This is a genomic window from Pseudomonas sp. 273, assembly GCF_029201425.1.
Lineage (GTDB): Bacteria > Pseudomonadota > Gammaproteobacteria > Pseudomonadales > Pseudomonadaceae > Pseudomonas > Pseudomonas delhiensis.
Genome location: NZ_CP116775.1, coordinates 292,847 through 313,685 on the forward strand (window position 1 = coordinate 292,847; position 20,839 = coordinate 313,685).

At 62.5% G+C, this 20,839-nt stretch carries 14 protein-coding genes, 2 tRNA genes and 3 rRNA genes; 14 read left to right on the top strand and 5 right to left on the bottom strand.

Going from position 1 to position 20,839, the window contains the following annotated elements:
• Positions 1-207 precede the first annotated feature (207 nt).
• Entirely contained in the window at positions 208-1,770 is a 1,563-nt protein-coding gene (locus PKO50_RS01390; protein WP_275628595.1) for an AAA family ATPase, read from the bottom strand.
• A gap of 219 nt (positions 1,771-1,989) precedes the next feature.
• Here PKO50_RS01390 and mrcB point away from each other — a divergent pair, with 219 nt between their 5' ends.
• Genes mrcB through PKO50_RS01405 form a run of 3 tightly spaced genes read left to right on the top strand, consistent with a single transcriptional unit; the run spans position 1,990 to position 5,493 of the window.
• Positions 1,990-4,314: a penicillin-binding protein 1B gene (gene mrcB / locus PKO50_RS01395; RefSeq protein ID WP_275628596.1), complete on the top strand. Its 2,325-nt coding sequence runs from the start codon at positions 1,990-1,992 to the stop codon at positions 4,312-4,314.
• A 16-nt stretch (positions 4,315-4,330) separates the two neighbouring features.
• Positions 4,331-5,164, top strand: coding sequence for a tetratricopeptide repeat protein (locus PKO50_RS01400; protein WP_275628597.1), 834 nt, complete (start codon positions 4,331-4,333; stop codon positions 5,162-5,164).
• Positions 5,164-5,493, top strand: coding sequence for a YqcC family protein (locus PKO50_RS01405; RefSeq protein ID WP_109935746.1), 330 nt, complete (start codon positions 5,164-5,166; stop codon positions 5,491-5,493). The genes PKO50_RS01400 and PKO50_RS01405 overlap by 1 nt, the downstream gene beginning before the upstream one ends.
• A 10-nt stretch (positions 5,494-5,503) precedes the next feature.
• Here PKO50_RS01405 and PKO50_RS01410 read toward each other — a convergent pair whose 3' ends face one another.
• Positions 5,504-5,950: a DUF4124 domain-containing protein gene (locus PKO50_RS01410; RefSeq protein ID WP_089390274.1), complete on the bottom strand. Its 447-nt coding sequence runs from the start codon at positions 5,948-5,950 to the stop codon at positions 5,504-5,506.
• A 402-nt stretch (positions 5,951-6,352) separates the two neighbouring features.
• Here PKO50_RS01410 and PKO50_RS01415 point away from each other — a divergent pair, with 402 nt between their 5' ends.
• From PKO50_RS01415 to rrf, 11 genes are all read left to right on the top strand, one after another.
• Entirely contained in the window at positions 6,353-8,083 is a 1,731-nt protein-coding gene (locus PKO50_RS01415) for an acetolactate synthase 3 large subunit (protein ID WP_109935745.1), read from the top strand.
• Between the two features lie 2 nt (positions 8,084-8,085).
• The gene (gene ilvN / locus PKO50_RS01420) at positions 8,086-8,577 is read left to right on the top strand and encodes an acetolactate synthase small subunit (RefSeq protein ID WP_009612939.1); all 492 of its coding nucleotides are present in this window, start codon (positions 8,086-8,088) and stop codon (positions 8,575-8,577) included.
• Positions 8,578-8,624: 47 nt separating this feature from the next.
• Entirely contained in the window at positions 8,625-9,641 is a 1,017-nt protein-coding gene (gene ilvC / locus PKO50_RS01425; protein ID WP_089390276.1) for a ketol-acid reductoisomerase, read from the top strand.
• A gap of 140 nt (positions 9,642-9,781) precedes the next feature.
• Positions 9,782-10,600, top strand: coding sequence for a CDP-diacylglycerol--serine O-phosphatidyltransferase (pssA, locus tag PKO50_RS01430; RefSeq protein WP_089390277.1), 819 nt, complete (start codon positions 9,782-9,784; stop codon positions 10,598-10,600).
• Between the two features lie 62 nt (positions 10,601-10,662).
• Positions 10,663-11,676 (top strand): protein-methionine-sulfoxide reductase catalytic subunit MsrP, encoded by a 1,014-nt coding sequence (gene msrP, locus PKO50_RS01435; RefSeq protein WP_275628598.1) that lies wholly within the window; start codon positions 10,663-10,665, stop codon positions 11,674-11,676.
• Between the two features lie 5 nt (positions 11,677-11,681).
• Entirely contained in the window at positions 11,682-12,290 is a 609-nt protein-coding gene (gene msrQ / locus PKO50_RS01440; protein WP_089390289.1) for a protein-methionine-sulfoxide reductase heme-binding subunit MsrQ, read from the top strand.
• Between the two features lie 535 nt (positions 12,291-12,825).
• Positions 12,826-14,362, top strand: a 16S ribosomal RNA gene (locus PKO50_RS01445).
• Between the two features lie 80 nt (positions 14,363-14,442).
• Positions 14,443-14,519, top strand: a tRNA-Ile gene (locus PKO50_RS01450).
• A 15-nt stretch (positions 14,520-14,534) separates the two neighbouring features.
• Positions 14,535-14,610, top strand: a tRNA-Ala gene (locus PKO50_RS01455).
• A gap of 232 nt (positions 14,611-14,842) precedes the next feature.
• A 23S ribosomal RNA gene (locus PKO50_RS01460) occupies positions 14,843-17,733 on the top strand.
• Positions 17,734-17,867: 134 nt separating this feature from the next.
• Positions 17,868-17,983: ribosomal RNA gene (gene rrf / locus PKO50_RS01465) — 5S ribosomal RNA — on the top strand.
• The 16S, 23S and 5S rRNA genes sit together here with 2 tRNA genes alongside, the layout of an rRNA operon.
• Before the next feature lie 124 nt (positions 17,984-18,107).
• Here rrf and PKO50_RS01470 read toward each other — a convergent pair.
• The 3 genes from PKO50_RS01470 to PKO50_RS01480 form a co-directional block, all read right to left on the bottom strand.
• A complete protein-coding gene (locus tag PKO50_RS01470) occupies positions 18,108-19,619 on the bottom strand; it encodes an IS66 family transposase (protein WP_042913351.1) in 1,512 nt (503 codons plus the stop codon).
• Positions 19,620-19,682: 63 nt separating this feature from the next.
• Entirely contained in the window at positions 19,683-20,018 is a 336-nt protein-coding gene (gene tnpB / locus PKO50_RS01475; RefSeq protein WP_028629613.1) for an IS66 family insertion sequence element accessory protein TnpB, read from the bottom strand.
• A complete protein-coding gene (locus PKO50_RS01480; RefSeq protein WP_275628599.1) occupies positions 20,015-20,350 on the bottom strand; it encodes a transposase in 336 nt (111 codons plus the stop codon). Before PKO50_RS01480 ends, tnpB begins: the two co-directional genes overlap by 4 nt.
• Between the last annotated feature and the right edge of the window lie 489 nt (positions 20,351-20,839).

The window sequence follows — 20,839 nt, forward strand, 5'->3', positions numbered from 1 at the left end:
GTCGGTCCTTGCGATGCGGCACACGGGGTGGGTCATGCATGGCGGCGACGGCCGTGAACTGCTGGAGACGGCCGGCTCACTTGACGATGAAGTGTAGCGGGCCGGTGGCGGGACAATGTGGCTTTGTGACATCGGCGGGCGCCAAAGCGCCCTCGGCGTGACGAACGGCAGCCCGGGCATACTCGACGCCCGGGCTGGAGCCGGTTCTCAGAGGCCCGGCAGGCGCTGGCGGATGCTACTTACCAGGGTGTCCAGGCTGGCACTGTCCTGGGTGTCGACGCGCTTGCTGTGGGCCTGCTCGTCGGCGTCCAGGGCCTCGCGCCCGGCTTGCTGGGCCTGCACCACCTCGAGGGTGGCGTCGGACGGGTCGCCGCCCTGCGCCTGGCGCTGGGCCAGCCAGCTGGCGATCACGTTTTCCGGCGCCTGGCAGTCGAGGATCAGGTAGGGCACCCCGGTGTCGTCGGCGATGTGGCGTGCGGCCTGGCGCTGGGCGTGCTTGAGGAAGGTGGCGTCGAGCACCACCGGGTAGCCGGCGCGCAGGATGTCGCCGGCCAGGGTGTTGAGGCGCTCATAGGTGGCCGCGCTGGATTCGGCGTTGTAGATGCCGCCTTCCAGGGCACCACGCTGGGCGTCCTGCTGTTCGCCGAACAGGCGCTTGCGCTCCACGTCCGAGCGCAGGCGGATGGCGCCCAGGGCCTCGACCAGGCGCAGCGCCACCGAACTCTTGCCCACCGCGGAAACGCCCATGGTCAGGGCCAGGAAGCGCGAGGGGATGGCGCTGTAGCTCTCCGCCAGGTTGGCGTAGTTGCGGTACTGGCGCAGGGTCGCGGCCTTCTGCACGGCGTCGTGCTGGTGGGCCAGGCTGAACAGGGCGATCTTGGCCCGCACCAGGGCGCGGTAGGCCTTGTAGAAGTTGAGGATTTCCAGGGACTGGTAGTCGCCGGTCAGCTCCAGGTACTGGCTGACGAAGCGCCGCGAATGGCACTTCAGGCCGCGGTCCTCGAGGTCCATGGCGAGGAAGGCGTAGTCGGCGCAGACGTCGGTGAAGCGGAACGGCTCGTTGAACTCGATGCAGTCGAACAGCACCACCTGGCCGTCGATCAGCGCGGCGTTGCCCAGGTGGATGTCGCCGTGGCATTCGCGGACGAGGCCGTTCGCCTTGCGCGCCTGCAGCAGCGGCTCCAGGCGGGCGTAGGAGCTTTCGGCCCAGGCTTCCAGGGCGTCCAGCTGCAGCAGGTCGGCCTTGTCGCCGAGCAGCGGGCGGATCTGCTCGAAGTTCTGCCGCACCGGCGCCATCACCGCCTCGGCCGAACCCAGCGGGTTGTCCTGCGGGACCTGCGGGGTGCGCAGGTGGAAGCCGGCGATCTGCTTCGCCAGGGCGTCGATGTGCGCGGAGGTCAGCTCGCCGCGCGCCTGCACTTCGCTGAGCAGCGCGTTCTGCGGGAATTCGCGGCACTTGAGCGCGTATTCGATCGCCGGGCCTTCGCCGCCCAGCTGCGGTGCGGCCTCGCTGCCGGTGATCGGCAGCACGTCCAGGTACAGGCCCTCGGTGAGGCGCTGGTTCAGGCGCAGTTCTTCCTCGCAGAAGTGCTTGCGCGCGGCGAGGTCGGTGAAGTCGAGGAAGCCGAAGTTCACCGGCTTCTTGATCTTGTAGGCGTACTGGCCGGTGAGCAGGACCCAGGAGATGTGGGTTTCGATGACCCGCACCTGCTCCACCGGGTGGGGGTACAGGGCAGGGTTCTGCAGGGCAGCGATCAGAGTCTGGCTCACGGGATATTGTCCTTGGCTGTCCGGATTCGGGAGGCAGGCATTATGGCGGCATCGCCGGTGGCTGCAAACTTGCGCGGCGCCGCAGGCAACCAATCGGCCGGGCGCTGGTCGAAGCTGCGTCGCCATGGCCGGGGTTCCGCCGCGTGCCCGCGACAGAGCCCGGACGCCGCCTCGCTCGGCGTCTGTCCCCTGTGGATAAAGTACGTATAATGCGCCGCCATGACGCGTCCCCGATCCCCCCGTTCCCGTAAGAATCAAAAGCCCGCTCCGTCGCGCAAGTGGCTGGGCTGGCTGCTCAAGCTCAGCCTGGTAGGCCTGGTCGTGCTGGCCGGTTTCGCCGTGTACCTCGATGCGGTCGTCCAGGAGAAGTTCTCCGGCAAGCGCTGGACCATCCCGGCCAAGGTCTATGCCCGGCCGCTGGAGCTGTTCGTCGGCCTGAAGCTGAACAAGGACGACTTCCTCCAGGAACTCGGCGCCCTGGGCTACCGCCGCGACGGCGCGGTCAGCGGCCCGGGCATGGTGGCCGTCTCCGGCGGCACCGTCGACCTCAACACCCGCGGCTTCCAGTTCTACGAGGGCGCCGAGCCCGCGCAGCGCATCCGCGTGCGCTTCTCCGGCGACTACGTGGCCGGCCTGTCCCGCGCCGACGGTGCCAAGCTGGACGTGGCGCGCATGGAGCCGCTGCTGATCGGCGGCATGTACCCCTCGCACAACGAGGACCGCATCCTCATCAAGCTGGACGAGGTGCCGCCGTACCTGGTCGACACCCTGGTGGCGGTGGAAGACCGCGACTTCTGGTCCCACCATGGCGTTTCGCTGAAGTCCATCGCCCGCGCCGTCTGGGTCAACGCCAGCGCCGGGCAACTGCGCCAGGGCGGCAGCACCCTGACCCAGCAACTGGTGAAGAACTTCTTCCTGACCAACGAGCGCAGCCTCAGCCGCAAGCTCACCGAAGCCATGATGGCGGTGCTGCTGGAGCTGCACTACGACAAGCGCGAGATCCTCGAGGGCTACCTCAACGAGGTGTTCCTCGGCCAGGACGGCCAGCGCTCGGTGAACGGCTTCGGCCTGGCCAGCCAGTACTTCTTCAGCCAGCCGCTGTCCGAGCTCAAGCTGCCGCAGATCGCGCTGCTGGTGGGCATGGTCAAGGGACCGTCCTACTACAACCCGCGGCGCAACCCGGAGCGCGCCATGGAGCGGCGCAACGTGGTGCTCGACGTGCTCGCCGAGCAGGGCGTGATCACCCCCGAGCAGGCCACGGCGGCCAAGCAGGCGCCCCTGGGCGTGACCCGCCAGGGCAGCATGGCCAACAGTTCCTACCCGGCGTTCCTCGACCTGGTGAAGCGCCAGCTGCGCCAGGACTACCGCGAGGAAGACCTGACCGAGGAAGGCCTGCGCATCTTCACCAGCTTCGACCCCATCCTGCAGTACAAGGCGGAAACCGCGGTCACCGAGACCTTCAAGCGTTTCGCCGGGCGCAAGGGCCTGGACCAGACGGAAACCGCGATGGTCGTGACCAACCCGGAGACCGGCGAGGTGCAGGCGCTGATCGGCAGCCGCGACTCGCGCTTCGCCGGCTTCAACCGCGCGGTGGACGCCACGCGGCCGATCGGCTCGCTGGTCAAGCCGGCGGTCTACCTGACCGCCCTCGAACGGCCCAGCCAGTACACCCTGACCACCTGGATCCAGGACCAGCCGTTCTCCATCAAGGGCAAGGACGGCCAGGTGTGGACGCCGAAGAACTACGAAGGCGATTCCAACGGCACCATCTTCCTCTACCAGGGGCTGGCGCGTTCGCTGAACCTGTCCACCGCCAAGCTGGGCCTGGACCTGGGCGTGCCCAACGTGCTCAAGACCCTCGAGCGCCTGGGCGTGCAGGTGGACTGGCCGGCCTACCCGTCCATGCTGCTGGGCGCCGGCGCCATGACGCCGATGCAGGTGGCGACCATGTACCAGACCATCGCCAGCGGCGGCTTCAACACCCCGCTGCGCAGCATCCGCAGCGTGGTCGCCGCCGACGGCCAGCCGCTCAAGCGCTATCCATTCCAGGTCCAGCAGCGCTTCGACTCGGGCTCCATCTACCTGCTGCAGAACGCCATGCAGCGGGTGATGCGCGAAGGCACCGCGCGCTCGGCCTACAACCAGCTGCCGTCGAACCTGACCCTGGCGGGCAAGACCGGCACCACCAACGATTCCCGCGACAGCTGGTTCTCCGGCTTCGGCCAGGACCTGCTGGCGGTGGTCTGGCTGGGTCGCGACGACAACGGCAAGACACCCTTCACCGGCGCCACCGGCGCGCTGCAGATCTGGACCAGTTTCATGCGCAAGGCCGACCCCCTGCCGCTGGACATGCCGGTGCCGGATAATGTCGGCATGGCCTGGGTCGATCCGCGTACCGGCCAGGGCAGCGACGCCAATTGTCCGGGCGCCGTGCAGATGCCCTATATTCGCGGAAGCGAGCCGGCGCCGGGCGCCGGCTGTGGCAACAACCAGCAGACGCCGGCCGGCGAGGTCATGGACTGGGTCCGTGGCTGGCTGAATTGAGGCGAGAGGATTCGAAGTGAGAAACGCATGGTTTGCCGTGGCTGCCGCCGCGGCCGTGCTGTCCGGCTGCGCCACCCCGCAGCAGGGCGCTATCCCGGTGCAGGATTCCGGCACCTCGGTGTCCAACCAGGAGCGTGTCGGCTATTCCAATGCCAACCGCCCGGCCTATGCCAACACCGCGCCGAGTGCGGCGTCACAGCCGGCCGGTGATTCCGGCGTGACCGTGATGGTGCCCCAGGATGCCGGCATGGCGCCGATCCAGGCCTTCCCGGCGCAGACCGGCACGGCGCCTATCTCCACCGGCCCGGCCGCCCCCGGCACGCAGCAATATGGCAGCGCCCCGGCTGCGCCCGCCGGCAGTGCGCCGAGCAACATCAGCGCCACCGGCGGCTTCAGCCAGCAGACCTACCAGCAACCGGTCTACCAGCAGCAACAGCCCAGCTACCAGCAGCAGGCCCCGGCCGCGCCGGTGCAGGCGCCGTCCGGCATTCCCTCGCGCAACGCGCCGCTGGCCGCCGACGAGCAGCTCGATGGCCCGGTCCTGGCGCTGCTCACCACCGCCCAGCAACAGCAGGGCAGCGGCGACCTCAACGGCGCCTCGGCCAGCCTGGAGCGCGCCCAGCGCATCGCCCCGCGCGAGCCGCAGGTGCTCTACAAGCTCGCCCAGGTACGCCTGGCCCAGGGCGACGCCGCCCAGGCCGAGCAGGTGGCCCGCCGCGGCCTGTCGCTGGCCAACGGCCGGCCGACGCTGCAGGCCAGCCTGTGGGACGTGATCGCCAAGGCCCGCGAGGCCCAGGGTGACGCGGCTGGCGCAGCTACCGCGCGGCAGAACGCCAAGGCGACACTGTGATGGACGGCCGCCTGCCTGCCATCGCCGACCAGCTCCTGCTGATCGAGCGGGAACTGCGTGCGCTGGCCATGTGGGAAGAGCAGTCGCCTTCGGACGAGGCGCTGGCCAGCCAGGAGCCGTTCTGCGTGGATACGCTGGAACTGGAGCAATGGCTGCAGTGGATCTTCCTGCCGCGGATGAAGCTGATCATCGAGAGCGGCGCGGACCTGCCGCACGCTTCGGGCATCCGCTCCATCGCCGAAGTGGTCTACGCGAACGAGGGCGAGCGCATGCTCACCCTGTTCGAGGCCCTGGGCGAGTTCGACCGGCTGATCGGCGAGGCGCCCTGAGCCACGCCGGTCAGTTGCAGTTCTTCTGCAGGTCCTGCTCGGTCTGGGTGATGCGGGCCTGCCGTTCTTCTTCCGGGATGCGTCGCATCTCGCCGTCGTCGTCGGCCACCCGTACCCGCGGGTTGTTCTTCAGCTGTGCCAGGTTGGTCCGCAGGGTGTCGCAGTAGCGCGCACGCTCGGCCTCCTGCTGGGCGACTTCCTGGCGCACCTTTTCGTCGGCCGCCTTCTGCTTGTCGCTGGCCGAGGGCGCGGCCGCCGGGGCCGGCCTGGGTGGCAGCGGGAAGCCCGAGGGCGGCGGGGCGACCTTGGTGTCCACGGTGGCGGCTTCGGTGCCCTGCGGCGGCTGCGCGCCGAAATGCGTGACACCCTGGGCGTCGACCCACTTGTATACCTGGGCGGCCATCAGCGGAGCACTCAGGGCGAACATCAGGGCGCCCATCACAATCGTCCGTCGCATGCGGTTTCGGTCCTTGGATGCGGAAACTGCGGGTAACTATAACCAAAAGTGTCGATGCGTCCGCAGAGAAAGATCACAACCTGCGTCAGACACAAATCCATATATGGCTTGACTTGACGCGGCCGAATCAGAAGAATCCAAGGTTCGCTGCAGTGGGCCGGCCGCAAGCTGGTTTTACTCGGCAGACAAGAGGCGCTACCCGCGCCGCTAAGTTTCACCCTGCTTCGCGTTACCTCGCGCTGGGTGGAGGCCCTCCGTAACACACCAGGTGCGCCTCCAAGTTCTGCTCATTCGGCAGTCGACGTAGCCGGCGATTACATTCGCCCAATTGTCTGCCGGGCAGCCAACCAAGTTTCGGTCCCCCGCCCCTGGGAGATCGTTTAGCGTTCTAGAGGTGACAACGTGGAGCTTTTATCCGGCGCTGAAATGGTCGTCCGCTCGTTGCGTGACGAAGGCGTTAAGTACATCTACGGGTACCCGGGCGGTGCCCTCCTGCACATCTACGACGCTCTCTTCAAAGAGAACGAAGTGACCCACATCCTGGTGCGTCACGAGCAGGCCGCTACCCACATGGCCGATGGCTATGCGCGCGCCACCGGCAAGCCCGGCGTGGTCCTGGTGACCTCCGGCCCGGGTGCGACCAACGCCATCACCGGCATCGCCACCGCCTACATGGACTCCATCCCGATGGTGGTGATCTCCGGCCAGGTCGCGAGCAACATGGTCGGCACCGATGCCTTCCAGGAAACCGACATGGTCGGTATCTCCCGGCCGATCGTGAAGCACAGCTTCATCATCAAGCATCCCTCGGAAATCCCCGAGGTGATCAAGAAGGCCTTCTACATCGCCCAGTCCGGCCGTCCGGGCCCGGTGGTGATCGACATTCCGAAGGACATGGGCGATCCGACGCAGAAGTTCGAGTATTCGTATCCGAAGAAGGTCAAGCTGCGCTCCTACAGCCCCGCGGTTCGCGGTCACTCCGGCCAGATCCGCAAGGCCGCCGAGCTGCTGCTGTCGGCCAAGCGCCCGATCATCTACGCCGGTGGCGGCGTGATCATGGGCAATGCCGCCGAGCCGCTGACCGAAGTGGCGCGCCTGCTCAACGTCCCGGTGACCAACACCCTGATGGGCCTGGGCGGCTTCCCCGGCAACGACCGCCAGTTCGTCGGCATGCTCGGCATGCACGGCAGCTACACCGCCAACCTGGCGATGCACCACGCGGACGTGATCTTCGCCGTCGGCGCGCGCTTCGATGACCGCGTCATCAACGGCGAGACCGCCGCCAAGTTCTGCCCGAACGCCAAGATCATCCACGTCGACATCGACCCGGCCTCGATCTCCAAGACCGTCAAGGCCGACATCCCGATCGTCGGCCCGGTGGACAGCGTGCTGGCCGAGATGGCCACCATCCTCAAGGAAATCGGCGAGACCCCGAACAAGGAGGCCCTGGCCGCCTGGTGGAAGCAGATCGACGAGTGGCGCGGCAACCGCGGCCTGTTCCCCTACGACAAGGGCGACGGCAGCATCATCAAGCCGCAGAGCGTCATCGAGACCCTCTGGGAAGTCACCGGCGGCGACGCCTTCGTGGCCTCCGACGTGGGCCAGCACCAGATGTTCGCCGCCCAGTACTACCGCTTCAACAAGCCCAACCGCTGGATCAACTCCGGTGGCCTGGGCACCATGGGCTTCGGTTTCCCCGCGGCCATGGGCGTGAAGCTGAACTTCCCGGAGGCCGACGTGGCCTGCGTGACCGGCGAAGGCAGCATCCAGATGAACATCCAGGAGCTGTCGACCTGCCTGCAGTACGACCTGCCGGTGAAGATCGTCAACCTGAACAACGGTGCGCTGGGCATGGTCCGCCAATGGCAGGACATGCAGTACAACAGCCGCTACTCGCACTCCTACATGGAATCCCTGCCGGACTTCGTCAAGCTGGCCGAGGCCTATGGCCACGTCGGTATGCGCATCACCGACCTCAAGGACCTGAAGCCGAAGATGGAAGAGGCGTTCGCCATGAAGAACCGCCTGGTCTTCCTCGACATCCAGGTCGACACCAGCGAGCACGTCTACCCGATGCAGATCCGCGGCGGTGCGATGCGCGACATGTGGCTGAGCAAGACGGAGCGTACCTGATCATGCGACACATCATTTCCCTGCTGCTGGAAAACGAACCCGGCGCGCTGTCCCGCGTGGTCGGCCTGTTCTCCCAGCGCAACTACAACATCGAGACCCTGACCGTGGCGCCGACCGAGGACCCGACCCTGTCGCGCCTCACCCTGACCACGGCCGGGCATGACGAAGTCATCGAGCAGATCACCAAGAACCTCAACAAGCTGATCGAGGTGGTGAAGCTGGTGAACCTGTCGGAAAGCGCCCACATCGAGCGCGAGCTGATGCTGGTGAAGATCAAGGCCACCGGCGCCCAGCGCGCCGAGGTCAAGCGCACCACCGACATCTTCCGCGGGCAGATCGTCGACGTCACCAGCAGCGTCTACACCGTGCAGCTGGCCGGCACCAGCGACAAGCTTGACAGCTTCATCCAGGCCATCGGCACCGCTGCGATCATCGAGACGGTGCGGACCGGGGTGACCGGCATCGCCCGTGGCGACAAGACTCTCAGCATCTGAATTTGAAAGACGGCCCACGAGGCCACTAGACCAGGGGAATTACCCAAATGCGCGTTTTCTACGATAAAGACTGTGACCTCTCCATCATCCAGGGCAAGAAAGTTGCCATCATCGGTTACGGTTCCCAGGGCCATGCCCATGCCTGCAACCTGAAGGACTCCGGCGTCGACGTCACCGTCGGCCTGCGTTCGGGCTCGCCGTCCGCCGTCAAGGCGCAGAACCACGGCCTGAAAGTGGCCGACGTGGCCAGCGCCGTCGCTGCCGCCGACCTGGTCATGATCCTGACCCCGGACGAGTTCCAAGGCCGCCTGTACAAGGAAGAGGTCGAGCCGAACCTGAAGAAGGGTGCCACCCTGGCCTTCGCCCACGGCTTCTCCATCCACTACAACCAGGTCGTACCGCGCGCCGACCTCGACGTGATCATGATCGCGCCGAAGGCCCCGGGCCACACCGTGCGTTCCGAGTTCGTCAAGGGCGGCGGCATCCCTGACCTGATCGCCATCTACCAGGACGCTTCCGGCAACGCCAAGAACGTCGCCCTGTCCTACGCCTGCGGCGTCGGCGGCGGCCGTACCGGCATCATCGAAACCACCTTCAAGGACGAGACCGAAACCGACCTGTTCGGCGAGCAGGCCGTTCTGTGCGGCGGTTGCGTCGAGCTGGTCAAGGCCGGTTTCGAAACCCTGGTCGAAGCCGGTTACGCGCCGGAAATGGCCTACTTCGAGTGCCTGCACGAACTGAAGCTGATCGTCGACCTCATGTACGAAGGCGGCATCGCCAACATGAACTACTCGATCTCCAACAACGCCGAGTACGGCGAGTACGTGACCGGCCCGGAAGTCATCAACGCCGAATCCCGCGCTGCCATGCGCAATGCCCTCAAGCGCATCCAGAACGGCGAATACGCCAAGATGTTCATCAGCGAAGGCGCCACCAACTACCCGTCGATGACCGCCTACCGCCGCAACAACGCGGCCCATGGCATCGAAGTCATCGGCGAGCAGCTGCGCGCCATGATGCCCTGGATCGCCGCCAACAAGATCGTCGACAAGTCCAAGAACTAAGGGCTTTCCGATACTCGAGGAAACGCGGCTCCGGCCGCGTTTTTTCGTTCTTGCGCAGGGTTCTGGTATAAAGCCTGTGCGCCCGGGCGTCCGTGCCCCGCGCTCGATCGTATTCCGCTGAGTTCCCTAAGGAAGTCTCCATGAGTGAAGGTCCCGAGGAGCCGAACAAGGCCTCCGAAGAAACCGAAAGCCTGCTGCCCATCGACGAGCACGTCGAGGAAGGGCACGACGCCGACGGCCGCAAGGTCCGCCACCGCGGCATCTACCTGCTGCCCAACCTGTTCACCACCGCGGCGCTGTTCACCGGCCTGTACGCCATCATCAACGCCATGAGCGGCGACTTCTCCAATGCCGCCATCGCCATCTTCGTCGCCATGGTCCTGGATGGCCTGGACGGTCGCGTCGCGCGCCTGACCAACACCCAGAGCGCGTTCGGCGCCGAGTACGACTCGCTGTCGGACATGGTCGCCTTCGGCGTGGCCCCGGCGCTGGTCGCCTTCGAATGGGCGCTGAGCAGCCTGGGCAAGGTCGGCTGGATGGTCGCCTTCATCTACGTGGCCGGCGCCGCGCTGCGCCTGGCGCGTTTCAACACCCAGGTGGGCAAGGCCGACAAGCGCTACTTCATCGGCCTGGCCAGCCCGGCCGCCGCCGCCCTGGTGGCCGGCACCGTGTGGGCTTTCGCCGACTTCGAGATCCAGGGCGCCAAGGTCTCCCTGCTGGTCGCGCTGATGGTCGCCGCCGCCGGCATGCTGATGGTCAGCAACATCAAGTACCACAGCTTCAAGGACCTCGACCTGCGTGGCCGCGTGCCCTTCGTGGCGATCCTGGTGGTGGTGCTGGCCTTCGCCGTGGTCTTCACCGACCCGCCGCGCATCCTGCTGCTGCTGTTCCTCGCTTATGCCGCGTCCGGTCCGGTGCAATACTTGTTGCAACTGCGCCGCCGTCGTCGCCCGAGCTGATGTAATTTCCCCCGGGCTCCGCAGTCTATTGGCGCACACAGCCAGTCGTTGCGGAGCCCGCCATGCTGATCCGTATTGCCCGACCCTCCGATTGCCACGAATCGGAAGTCACTCCCGAAGCCCTCTACCTTTCCCGCCGCCGTTTCCTCGCCGCCGGCGCGGCAGGCGCCGCCCTTGCCGGCCTGCCGGCCATGGGGCTGGCCGAGCCTTCCCGCTATGCCGATGTCGAGGCCGCGGCCAGCACGCCGGGCTGGTTCAGCGAAAAGCTCCCCTCGACCAAATGGGATGCCGTCACCGTGCAAGGGGAGAGCATCACCCCCTTCAAGGATGCGACCACCTACAACAACTTCTACGAGTTCGGCCCGGACAAGGGCGACCCGGCCGCCAACGCCGGCGCGCTGAAGACCGAACCCTGGTCGGTGGTGATCGATGGCGAGGTGGCGAAGCCCGGCAAGTACGCCCTCGAGGACTTCATCAAGCCCTACCGCCTGGAAGAGCGCATCTATCGCCTGCGCTGCGTGGAGGCCTGGTCCATGGTCATCCCCTGGATCGGCTTCCCGCTGTCGGCGCTGATCAAGCGCGTCGAGCCGACGGGCAATGCCAGGTACCTGCGCTTCGAGACACTGGTCGACCGCGAGCGCATGCCCGGCGTGCAATCCAACTTCGCCCTGATCGACTGGCCATACGTGGAAGGGTTGCGGATGGATGAGGCCATGCACCCCCTGGCGATTCTGGTCGTGGGCATGTATGGCCGCGTCCTGGCCAACCAGAACGGCGCGCCGCTGCGCCTGATCGTGCCCTGGAAGTACGGCTTCAAGGGCGCCAAGTCGATCATCCGCATCAGCTTCGTCGCCGAGCAGCCGAAGACCACCTGGGAAAGCCTGGCGCCCGACGAGTATGGCTTCTACGCCAACGTCAACCCGACGGTGGACCACCCGCGCTGGAGCCAGGCCCGCGAGCGGCGCCTGCCCAGTGGACTATTCAGCCCCAACGTTCGTCCCACCCTCATGTTCAACGGCTACGCCGACGAAGTGGCCTCGCTGTACGCGGGGATGGACCTGAGGAAGAACTACTGATGCAGATGCGCAATCCCGTGTGGCGCGCCAGCGTATTCCTGTTGGCGCTGTCGCTGCCGCTCTACTGGCTCTACCAGGCCTGGGCCTTCGCCCTGGGGCCGGACCCGGGCAAGGCGCTGGTGGACAACCTGGGGCAGGGCGGCCTGGTCCTGTTGCTGCTGACCCTGGCCATGACCCCGCTGCAGAAGCTGACGCGCTGGAACGGCTGGATCCTGGTGCGCCGGCAGCTCGGCCTGTGGTGCTTCACCTATATATGCCTGCACCTGTGCGCCTATTGCGTGTTCATCCTCGGCCTGGACTGGGCGCAGCTGGGTGTCGAATTGCGCAAGCGGCCCTACATCATCGTCGGGACACTGGGCCTTCTCTGCCTGCTGCCCCTGGCGCTGACTTCCAACAAATACAGCATGCGCAAGCTGGGTAGTGGCTGGAAGAAACTGCACCGGCTGGTCTATCTCATCCTCGCCCTTGGCCTGCTGCATATGCTGTGGGTCGTGCGTTCGGACCTCGAGCGCTGGTCGTTGTATGCCGCCGTGGGCGTATTCCTGCTGTTGCTGCGCCTGCCGCCGGTGGCGCGGCAACTGCCGGCGCTACGAGCCCGTTTCGCATCGCGCTGAAGATTCTTTCAGAAAAGTGTTGACGGGCATTCTGAAGTCCCTATAATGCGCACCACTCCCAGCGACGAAGCGCTGAAAGAGCTTGAAAATCAAGCACTTAAGCGGGTTCGAAGTTGAGAGTGGTGGTCAGGCAGGTGATTCACTTGCCGCCTTTCGGTTCGATAGCTGCTCCGGCGGCGGGCCGAAAAGGAAGATCGCCGAGGTGCTTGACAGCGAGTTTGAACGCTGTAGAATGCGCCTCCCGCTGACGAGAAGCTTCGGCCGATCGAAAGCGCAAGCGGTTGAGTAGGAACGAAAAATTCTGAAAATAACGCTTGACGGAATAAGAGGTTGGCGTAGAATGCGCGGCCTCGGTTGAGACGAAAGAATCAACCACTGCTCTTTAACAAGTTGAATCAAGCAATTCGTGTGGGTGCTTGTGAGCTAAGACTGGTGATCGCAAGATTATCAGCATCACAAGCAACACTCGTGAATTCGAGAGTTTTTTGCGATTGCTGAGCCAAGTTTAGGGTTTTCTCAAAACCCGATCAGTATTGAACTGAAGAGTTTGATCATGGCTCAGATTGAACGCTGGCGGCAGGCCTAACACATGCAAGTCGAGCGGATGAAGGGAGCTTGCTTCCGGATTCAGCGGCGGACGGGTGAGTAATGCCTAGGAATCTGCCTGGTAGTGGGGGACAACGTTCCGAAAGGGACGCTAATACCGCATACGTCCTACGGGAGAAAGTGGGGGATCTTCGGACCTCACGCTATCAGATGAGCCTAGGTCGGATTAGCTAGTAGGTGGGGTAATGGCTCACCTAGGCGACGATCCGTAACTGGTCTGAGAGGATGATCAGTCACACTGGAACTGAGACACGGTCCAGACTCCTACGGGAGGCAGCAGTGGGGAATATTGGACAATGGGCGAAAGCCTGATCCAGCCATGCCGCGTGTGTGAAGAAGGTCTTCGGATTGTAAAGCACTTTAAGTTGGGAGGAAGGGCTGCAAGCTAATACCTTGTAGTTTTGACGTTACCAACAGAATAAGCACCGGCTAACTTCGTGCCAGCAGCCGCGGTAATACGAAGGGTGCAAGCGTTAATCGGAATTACTGGGCGTAAAGCGCGCGTAGGTGGTTTGGTAAGATGGATGTGAAATCCCCGGGCTCAACCTGGGAACTGCATCCATAACTGCCTGACTAGAGTACGGTAGAGGGTGGTGGAATTTCCTGTGTAGCGGTGAAATGCGTAGATATAGGAAGGAACACCAGTGGCGAAGGCGACCACCTGGACTGATACTGACACTGAGGTGCGAAAGCGTGGGGAGCAAACAGGATTAGATACCCTGGTAGTCCACGCCGTAAACGATGTCGACTAGCCGTTGGGATCCTTGAGATCTTAGTGGCGCAGCTAACGCGATAAGTCGACCGCCTGGGGAGTACGGCCGCAAGGTTAAAACTCAAATGAATTGACGGGGGCCCGCACAAGCGGTGGAGCATGTGGTTTAATTCGAAGCAACGCGAAGAACCTTACCTGGCCTTGACATGTCCGGAATCCTGCAGAGATGCGGGAGTGCCTTCGGGAATCGGAACACAGGTGCTGCATGGCTGTCGTCAGCTCGTGTCGTGAGATGTTGGGTTAAGTCCCGTAACGAGCGCAACCCTTGTCCTTAGTTACCAGCGGGTTATGCCGGGCACTCTAAGGAGACTGCCGGTGACAAACCGGAGGAAGGTGGGGATGACGTCAAGTCATCATGGCCCTTACGGCCAGGGCTACACACGTGCTACAATGGTCGGTACAGAGGGTTGCCAAGCCGCGAGGTGGAGCTAATCCCACAAAACCGATCGTAGTCCGGATCGCAGTCTGCAACTCGACTGCGTGAAGTCGGAATCGCTAGTAATCGTGAATCAGAATGTCACGGTGAATACGTTCCCGGGCCTTGTACACACCGCCCGTCACACCATGGGAGTGGGTTGCTCCAGAAGTAGCTAGTCTAACCTTCGGGGGGACGGTTACCACGGAGTGATTCATGACTGGGGTGAAGTCGTAACAAGGTAGCCGTAGGGGAACCTGCGGCTGGATCACCTCCTTAATCGAAGATCCCGGCTTTCTCATAAGCTCCCACACGAATTGCTTGATTCACTGGTAAGCGACGGTTAGGCAACCCTATATGGGTCTGTAGCTCAGTCGGTTAGAGCGCACCCCTGATAAGGGTGAGGTCGGCAGTTCGAATCTGCCCAGACCCACCAATCGTTGGAAAAGAGGGGGCCATAGCTCAGCTGGGAGAGCGCCTGCTTTGCACGCAGGAGGTCAGGAGTTCGATCCTCCTTGGCTCCACCATCTCCGAAATCGTCGAAAGCTCAGACATGAGTGTTCCGCTGCGAACATTGATGTCTGGTCTTTGTGCCAGAACCGTTCTTTAAAAATTTGGGTATGTGATAGAAGTAGACTGAATGATCTCTTTCACTGGGGATTGTTCAAGTCAAGGTAAAATTTGCGAGTTCAAGCGCGAATTTTCGGCGAATGTCGTCTTCACGTTCGAGACGTATGACCAGATTGCTTGGGGTTATATGGTCAAGTGAAGAAGCGCATACGGTGGATGCCTTGGCAGTCAGAGGCGATGAAAGACGTGGTAGCCTGCGATAAGCTTCGGGGAGTCGGCAAACAGACTGTGATCCGGAGATCTCTGAATGGGGGAACCCAGCCAGCACAAGCTGGTTATCACACACTGAATCCATAGGTGTGTGAGGCGAACCAGGGGAACTGAAACATCTAAGTACCCTGAGGAACAGAAATCAACCGAGATTCCCTTAGTAGTGGCGAGCGAACGGGGACTAGCCCTTAAGCTTCTTGGAATCTAACAGAACGCTCTGGAAAGTGCGGCCATAGTGGGTGATAGCCCCGTATGTGAAAGGTTCCAGGAAGTGAAATCGAGTAGGACGGCGCACGTGAAACGTTGTCTGAACATGGGGGGACCATCCTCCAAGGCTAAATACTACTGACTGACCGATAGTGAACCAGTACCGTGAGGGAAAGGCGAAAAGAACCCCGGAGAGGGGAGTGAAATAGAACCTGAAACCGTATGCGTACAAGCAGTGGGAGCCCACGTTGTTGGGTGACTGCGTACCTTTTGTATAATGGGTCAGCGACTTATATTCAGTGGCGAGCTTAACCGAATAGGGGAGGCGTAGCGAAAGCGAGTCTTAATAGGGCGTTTAGTCGCTGGGTATAGACCCGAAACCGGGCGATCTATCCATGAGCAGGTTGAAGGTTAGGTAACACTGACTGGAGGACCGAACCCACTTCCGTTGAAAAGGCAGGGGATGACTTGTGGATCGGAGTGAAAGGCTAATCAAGCTCGGAGATAGCTGGTTCTCCTCGAAAGCTATTTAGGTAGCGCCTCACGTATCACTCCAGGGGGTAGAGCACTGTTTCGGCTAGGGGGTCATCCCGACTTACCAAACCGATGCAAACTCCGAATACCTGGAAGTGTCAGCGTGGGAGACACACGGCGGGTGCTAACGTCCGTCGTGAAAAGGGAAACAACCCAGACCGTCAGCTAAGGTCCCAAAGTTATGGTTAAGTGGTAAACGATGTGGGAAGGCTTAGACAGCTAGGAGGTTGGCTTAGAAGCAGCCACCCTTTAAAGAAAGCGTAATAGCTCACTAGTCGAGTCGGCCTGCGCGGAAGATGTAACGGGGCTCAAACCATACACCGAAGCTACGGGTGCATCGCAAGATGCGCGGTAGAGGAGCGTTCTGTAAGCCTGTGAAGGTGAGTTGAGAAGCTTGCTGGAGGTATCAGAAGTGCGAATGCTGACATGAGTAACGACAATGGGAGTGAAAAACTCCCACGCCGAAAGACCAAGGGTTCCTGCGCAACGTTAATCGACGCAGGGTTAGTCGGTCCCTAAGGCGAGGCTGAAGAGCGTAGTCGATGGGAAACAGGTTAATATTCCTGTACTTCTAGTTACTGCGATGGAGGGACGGAGAAGGCTAGGCCAGCTTGGCGTTGGTTGTCCAAGTTTAAGGTGGTAGGCCGAACACTTAGGCAAATCCGGGTGTTCAAGGCCGAGAGCTGATGACGAGCTTTCTTTTAGAGAGCGAAGTGGTTGATGCCATGCTTCCAGGAAAAGCTTCTAAGCTTCAGGTAACTAGGAACCGTACCCCAAACCGACACAGGTGGTCGGGTAGAGAATACCAAGGCGCTTGAGAGAACTCGGGTGAAGGAACTAGGCAAAATGGCACCGTAACTTCGGGAGAAGGTGCGCCGGTGAGGGTGAAGTATTTACTGCGTAAGCCCACGCCGGTCGAAGATACCAGGCCGCTGCGACTGTTTATTAAAAACACAGCACTCTGCAAACACGAAAGTGGACGTATAGGGTGTGACGCCTGCCCGGTGCCGGAAGGTTAATTGATGGGGTTAGCGAAAGCGAAGCTCTTGATCGAAGCCCCGGTAAACGGCGGCCGTAACTATAACGGTCCTAAGGTAGCGAAATTCCTTGTCGGGTAAGTTCCGACCTGCACGAATGGCGTAACGATGGCGGCGCTGTCTCCACCCGAGACTCAGTGAAATTGAAATCGCTGTGAAGATGCAGTGTATCCGCGGCTAGACGGAAAGACCCCGTGAACCTTTACTGTAGCTTTGCACTGGACTTTGAGCCTGCTTGTGTAGGATAGGTGGGAGGCTTTGAAGCGTGGACGCCAGTTCGCGTGGAGCCAACCTTGAAATACCACCCTGGCATGCTTGAGGTTCTAACTCTGGTCCGTTATCCGGATCGAGGACAGTGTATGGTGGGCAGTTTGACTGGGGCGGTCTCCTCCTAAAGAGTAACGGAGGAGTACGAAGGTGCGCTCAGACCGGTCGGAAATCGGTCGTAGAGTATAAAGGCAAAAGCGCGCTTGACTGCGAGACAGACACGTCGAGCAGGTACGAAAGTAGGTCTTAGTGATCCGGTGGTTCTGTATGGAAGGGCCATCGCTCAACGGATAAAAGGTACTCCGGGGATAACAGGCTGATACCGCCCAAGAGTTCATATCGACGGCGGTGTTTGGCACCTCGATGTCGGCTCATCACATCCTGGGGCTGAAGCCGGTCCCAAGGGTATGGCTGTTCGCCATTTAAAGTGGTACGCGAGCTGGGTTTAGAACGTCGTGAGACAGTTCGGTCCCTATCTGCCGTGGACGTTTGAGATTTGAGAGGGGCTGCTCCTAGTACGAGAGGACCGGAGTGGACGAACCTCTGGTGTTCCGGTTGTCACGCCAGTGGCACTGCCGGGTAGCTATGTTCGGAATAGATAACCGCTGAAAGCATCTAAGCGGGAAACTAGCCTCAAGATGAGATCTCACTGGGGACTCGATCCCCCTGAAGGGCCGTCGAAGACTACGACGTTGATAGGTCGGGTGTGTAAGCGCTGTGAGGCGTTGAGCTAACCGATACTAATTGCCCGTGAGGCTTGACCATATAACACCCAAACAATTTGTGTGTTGGACGGTGAAGTCGACGAACCGAAAGTTCGTGAGAACCGCAAAGAATACCTGTCACATACCCGAATCTGGGTGAGCGTGAGCGCAAGCCACGAGCATCCGAAAGAATTGCTTGACGACCATAGAGCGTTGGAACCACCTGATCCCATCCCGAACTCAGTAGTGAAACGACGCATCGCCGATGGTAGTGTGGGGTTTCCCCATGTGAGAGTAGGTCATCGTCAAGCACCTATCCCCAAACCCCTGATCAGCCTGGCTGGTCGGGGGTTTTGCTTTGGCGCGGGGAAAACCAATCGCGGACAAGGTCCGCTCCTACGCCATGCCCACCTCCGGCTCGTAAGCGAACGGGCATCACACCTTGCCGGCGGGTACCCAGTTATGCGGCAGCAGCTCGGTCAGGGCGCTGGCCTTCTGCGTCGGCAGGCGCATGAGCACGTCCTTCAGGTAGGCGTACGGATCGTGCCCGTTCAGGCGGGCTGACTGGATCAGCGTCATCAAAGCTGCGCCACGCTGGCCACTGCGCAGCGAGCCGGCAAACAGCCAGTTGGAGCGCCCCAGGGCCCAGGGGCGGATCTGGTTCTCGATCCAGTTGTTGTCGATGGGCAGGTTGCCGTCATCCAGGTAACGCACCAACGCTGCCCAGCGCTTGAGGCTGTAGTCGAGTGCCTTGGCGATCGCGCTGCCTTCCGGCACCTTCTGCCGCTGCCCAAGCATCCAGCTATGCAGGCCCTCGATGATCGGCCTGGCCTTGTCCTGGCGCAGTTGCCGTCGCTCTTCGGCGAGCAGCTCTCGCCCTTCACGCTCCACCTCGTACAACTGTCCGATGTACTGGAGGGCCTGCTCGGCCAGTTGGCTCTGGTTGGCGGCATGCAGGTCGAAGAACTTGCGCCGTGCATGGGCCATGCAGCCGATCTCGGTCACGCCTTGCTCGAAGCTGGCCTTGTAGCCGGCGAAGTCGTCGCAGACCAGTTTGCCTTGCCAATCGCCCAGGAAGCTGCGCGCGTGCTCACCGGCCCGGCTCGGCCTGAAGTCGTAGACCACTGCCTTGAGATCGGCGAAGGGACTGGGTGCATAGGCCCAGACGTAAGCCCGCTGGGTTTTCTTCGTGCCCGGGGCGAGCATCTGCACTGGGGTTTCGTCGGCGAGGATAATGTCCTGCTGGAGCAGGCAGTCGCGCAGGGCATCGACCAGGGGTTGCAGTTGGGCACCGCAAGCGCCGACCCATTGCGCCAGCGTGGAGCGCGCGATGGCCAGCCCGGCGCGGGCGAAGATCTTTTCCTGACGGTACAGCGGCAGGTGATCGGCGAACTTGGCCACCATGACCTGAGCCAGTAGCCCGGCAGTCGGGATGCCCTTGTCGATCACCTGCGCAGGCACCGGGGCCTGGATCAATGTTTCACACTTGGCGCAGACCCACTTGCCACGGATATGCCGCTCGACGGTGAAGGTGCCCGGGGTGTAGTCGAGCTTCTCGCTGACGTCTTCGCCGATGCGCTTGAGTTGGCAGCCGCAGGCACACTGGGTGCTGTCCGGCTCATGGAGTATCAGCGTGCGCGGCAGTTCGGCTGGCAGAGGCGCCCGCTTGGGCTGCTGCCGTAGCTCACGCTTGGCTGCGGCCGGGCGCGCCGCTTCAAGCTCTGCCTCGATGGCGGCGATGTCAGCCTCGATCATCTCATCCAGCAAGTTGAGCTGGTCGGCATTGAGCTGCTCGCTACGGCGGGCGAAGCGGTGGCGCCGCAGCACGGCGAGTTCGTGGTTCAACCGCTGGTTGAGCGTTTCCAGATGATCGATGCGCTGACTCAACTGCGCGGCCAGTTGGCGCAGTTGCTCAGGCGTCAGATGATCGAAAGCGGCAGAATTCATGGCGCCGAGTGTGCGAATTTCTGGCCCCCTCGACGATAGGCCATTGGCCTAATTGCACCCCAGTTACAGGAGCCTGATCTCGGCATCAGGCCCAAGACGCTGCCAAGGCAGGCCGACCACCAGGGCCTGCAACTGCTCGGGGCTGAGTTCCAACTGCTGTCCCTGCCAATTGCCCGACCAGACGAAGCGACCCTTATTCAGCCTCCGAGCGGCCAGCCAGATGCCGAAGCCATCGTGCACCAGCACCTTCATCCGGTTGGCGCGCTTGTTGGTGAACAGGTAGGCACAGTGCGGCTGCGCCGCACCGAACACCTGAACCACCCGGGCCAACGCTGTTTCAGTGCCGGCGCGCATGTCCAGCGGCTCGGTGGCGAGCCAGATGCGCTCGATGCGGATCACTTCAGCAACTCGCGCAGGAAGCGGGCGCAGCCTTCAGGGTCGTTGCCCGGCCACTGCACTGACAGCTTGCCGGCCCGATGGGGAATGGCGATCTGGATGGCCATGTCGGCCGCACTCGGGGTAGCCGGCAGGCTCGGGACGAGAGGAATCGGAATAAAACTTGAGGGTACAGCGGGCAGCTGTGCCTGCTGGCGGCGAATCCACTTGTGCACGAGATTGGCGTTGAGGCCGTGGCTCAAGGCTACACCGGCAACCGAGGCGCCGGGCTGGGTACACTCATCGACGACCTGGGCCTTGAAGGATTTGGGATAGGAGCGGCGTTGGCCTGGCACAGGAGATCCTCCACAAGGGGCTTGAAATGGTGTCCACCAAAAACAGGTGGACACCATGCCGCTAGCTGGAAGAACCGGGGAGGTGTGTTGGCCGGACGCTTACTCCGGCTCCCCCTGTAGGCGCGCGCCCTGCGCGCGAATCGCGGGCAGGGCCCGCTCCTACAGTTACCCTGTGCGCCATGTGCCCGTAGGAGCGGATCTCATCCGCGATCCGGCCAGCAGGCCGGCGGTTTTCCCAGCGCGCTATTACGGCGGCAGTTGTGTTTCCGGTGACGCCGTTCCCTCGCCCCAGCCCTCTCCCGCAAGCGGGAGAGGGGGCCGTTCGGCGTTGTTGGGGGTTCGGCGTCAGCCTGGAACATCGGTTCGAATATGCAATCGTAGGGCGCATAACGCCCCAAGCGTTATCCGCCATCGAGCCCCTGCGCTAACGCCAGCGGCGGATAACCGCGAACGGTTATTCGCCCTACGTCTGACCGAAATCCGCTGCCG